General features: G+C 53.3%; 2 rRNA genes (1 of these 2 running past the window's edge). Both read right to left on the bottom strand.

Annotation, left to right across the window (positions count from 1 at the left end):
• Nucleotides 1-39: 39 nt before the first annotated feature.
• Nucleotides 40-154, bottom strand: a 5S ribosomal RNA gene (gene rrf, locus MRBLMA1_RS11455).
• Between the two features lie 119 nt (nt 155-273).
• Nucleotides 274-2,898: ribosomal RNA gene (locus MRBLMA1_RS11450) — 23S ribosomal RNA — on the bottom strand; it runs 176 nt beyond the window's last position.

Below are 2,898 nucleotides of genomic sequence, written 5' to 3'. Positions count from 1 at the left end.
GCAAATATTGTGGATGGGTATTGAAGCGCGAGCTGTAATGCCTGGCGACGCCCTACTCTTCCGGGGCTTGAGCCACAGTACCATCGGCGCAGACTGGTTTCACGTCCGAGTTCGGGAAGGGATCGGGTGGGTCACAGACGCTATGGTCACCAAGCAATAGAGCTTGCGCTTCGTTTTTTAATCGATGTTTTCCGTGCAGATTATCTGGCTGTTTGATCACCACATTTGCTGACGTTTGCTGGAATATCCAGTGTTGTCATTGATGGTGGGACTCTCAGGCGCGATCAGAGCAATTAGGACCGGTTAGCTCCATATGTTACCACACTTCTACATCCGGCCTATCAAGGTCGTGGTCTACGACCGCTCGAAGAAATCTTATCTTGAGGGAGGCTTCCCGCTTAGATGCTTTCAGCGGTTATCCCGTCCATACATAGCTACCCTGCTGCGCCCTTGGCAGGACGACAGGTACACCAGAGGTATGTTCAACCCGGTCCTCTCGTACTAGGGTCAACTCCTCTCAAATTTCGACGCCCACGGCAGATAGGGACCAAACTGTCTCGCGACGTTCTGAACCCAGCTCACGTACCACTTTAATTGGCGAACAGCCAAACCCTTGGGACCTGCTCCAGCCCCAGGATGTGATGAGCCGACATCGAGGTGCCAAACGATTCCGTCGATATGAGCTCTTGGGAATCATCAGCCTGTTATCCCCGGCGTACCTTTTATCCGTTGAGCGATGGCCCTTCCACGAGGGACCACCGGATCACTATGACCGACTTTCGTCTCTGCTCGACTTGTCAGTCTCGCAGTCAGGCGGGCTTATGCCATTGCACTCTAACAGACGGTTTCCAACCGTCCTGAGCCCACCATCGCGCGCCTCCGTTACTCTTTAGGAGGCGACCGCCCCAGTCAAACTACCCGCCACAGAGGGTCCCTGCACCGGATAACGGTGCGAGGTTAGACATCAGAAAACAACAGGGTGGTATTTCACCTATGGCTCCACGACAACTGGCGTCATCGCTTCAAAGCCTCCCACCTATGCTACACAGTTCTTTCCTAATGCCACTCTGAAGCTGCAGTAAAGGTGCACGGGGTCTTTCCGTCTAACCGCGGGTACTCCGCATCTTCACGGAGAATTCAATTTCGCTGAGCATATCCTGGAGACAGTGGGGAAGTCGTTACGCCATTCGTGCAGGTCGGAACTTACCCGACAAGGAATTTCGCTACCTTAGGACCGTTATAGTTACGGCCGCCGTTTACCTGGGCTTCAATTCAGTGCTTGCACACCTCCTCTTAACCTTCAGGCACCGGGCAGGCGTCAGGCCCTATACGTCGTCTTGAAGCCGACTTAGCAGAGCCCTGTGTTTTTGCTAAACAGTCGCTACCCCCTGGCCTGTGCCCCCCACAAAAAGTTGCCTTCATGTGGGGCCTCCTTCTTCCGAAGGTACGGAGGCAATTTGCCGAGTTCCTTCAGGATACTTCTCTCAAACGCCTTGGTATACTCTACCATTCCACCTGTGTCGGTTTAGGGTACGGTCTATACGGTGGGGCTATTTCCTGGGACAACTTCCCTGCCCGGACCAATCCAATAAGGCCGAACAAGTTACGCCATCCGTCACACACCACCAGGCCCACGAATATTAACGTGGTTCCCATCGACTACCCCCTTCGGGCTCGTCTTAGGGGCCGGCTTACCCTGCTCAGATTAGCTTTAAGCAGGAACCCTTGGAATTTCGGCGACAGTGCATCTCACACTGTTAATCGCTACTCATGTCTGCATTCGCACTTCCGATACCTCCACGACCCATTACCAGATCGCTTCAACGGCCTACGGAACGCTCCGCTACCGCGTGATCGTAAACGATCACACCCTAAGCTTCGGTGCACGTCTTGAGCCCCGTTACATCTTCGCCGCAGGATCTCTTATTTAGACCAGTGAGCTGTTACGCTTTCTTTAAAGGATGGCTGCTTCTAAGCCAACCTCCTGGTTGTTTTGGAAATCCCACATGCTTTCCCACTTAGACGTGACTTGGGGACCTTAGCTGTAGGTTAGGGCTGTTTCCCTTTTGACGACGGACCTTAGCACCCGCCGTCTGTCTGCCGGACTAGACTCGTTGGTATTCGGAGTTTGGTTAGTATTGGTAGATCTCGCGACCCCCGCAACCATCCAGTGCTCTACCCCCAACGGCAATCATCCGACGCTCTACCTCAATAGATTTCGCGGAGAACCAGCTATTTCCCGGCTTGATTGGCCTTTCACCCCTAAACACAACTCATCCGATAATTTTTCAACATTAAACGGTTCGGCCCTCCAGTGCGTGTTACCGCACCTTCAGCCTGGTCATGCCTAGATCGCCGGGTTTCGGGTCTAATGCATCGAACTCATGGTCGCCCTATTCAGACTCGCTTTCGCTGCGCCTACACCTAACGGCTTAAGCTTGCTCGATACACTAAGTCACAGACCCATTATGCAAGAGGTACGCGGTCAGGTCTCAAGGACCCTCCCACTGCTTGTAGGCATCCGGTTTCAGGTACTGTTTCACTCCCCTCATCGGGGTGCTTTTCACCTTTCCCTCACGGTACTGGTTCGCTATCGGTCATGTACGAGTATTTAGGCTTGGAGGGTGGTCCCCCCATGTTCAGACAGAGTTTCACGTGCTCCGCCCTACTCAAGTCCTGATGTTTCGCTTTCACATACGGGGCTGTCACCCGCTATGGCGCCACTTTCCAGAGGCTTCTGTTAACTAAACACCAGGCACTGGCCTGGTCCGCGTTCGCTCGCCACTACTAACGGAATCTCGGTTGATGTCTTTTCCTCCGGGTACTGAGATGTTTCAGTTCCCCGGGTTCGCTTCACCAAAGCCTATTTTATTCAGCTTAGTGATACCTCTCCCATTT

Origin of the sequence: Sphingobium sp. LMA1-1-1.1 (assembly GCF_040676365.1) — a bacterium.
In the GTDB taxonomy this organism is placed as follows: Bacteria; Pseudomonadota; Alphaproteobacteria; order Sphingomonadales; family Sphingomonadaceae; genus Sphingobium.
This window is presented reverse-complemented; position numbering and strand designations above follow the sequence as displayed.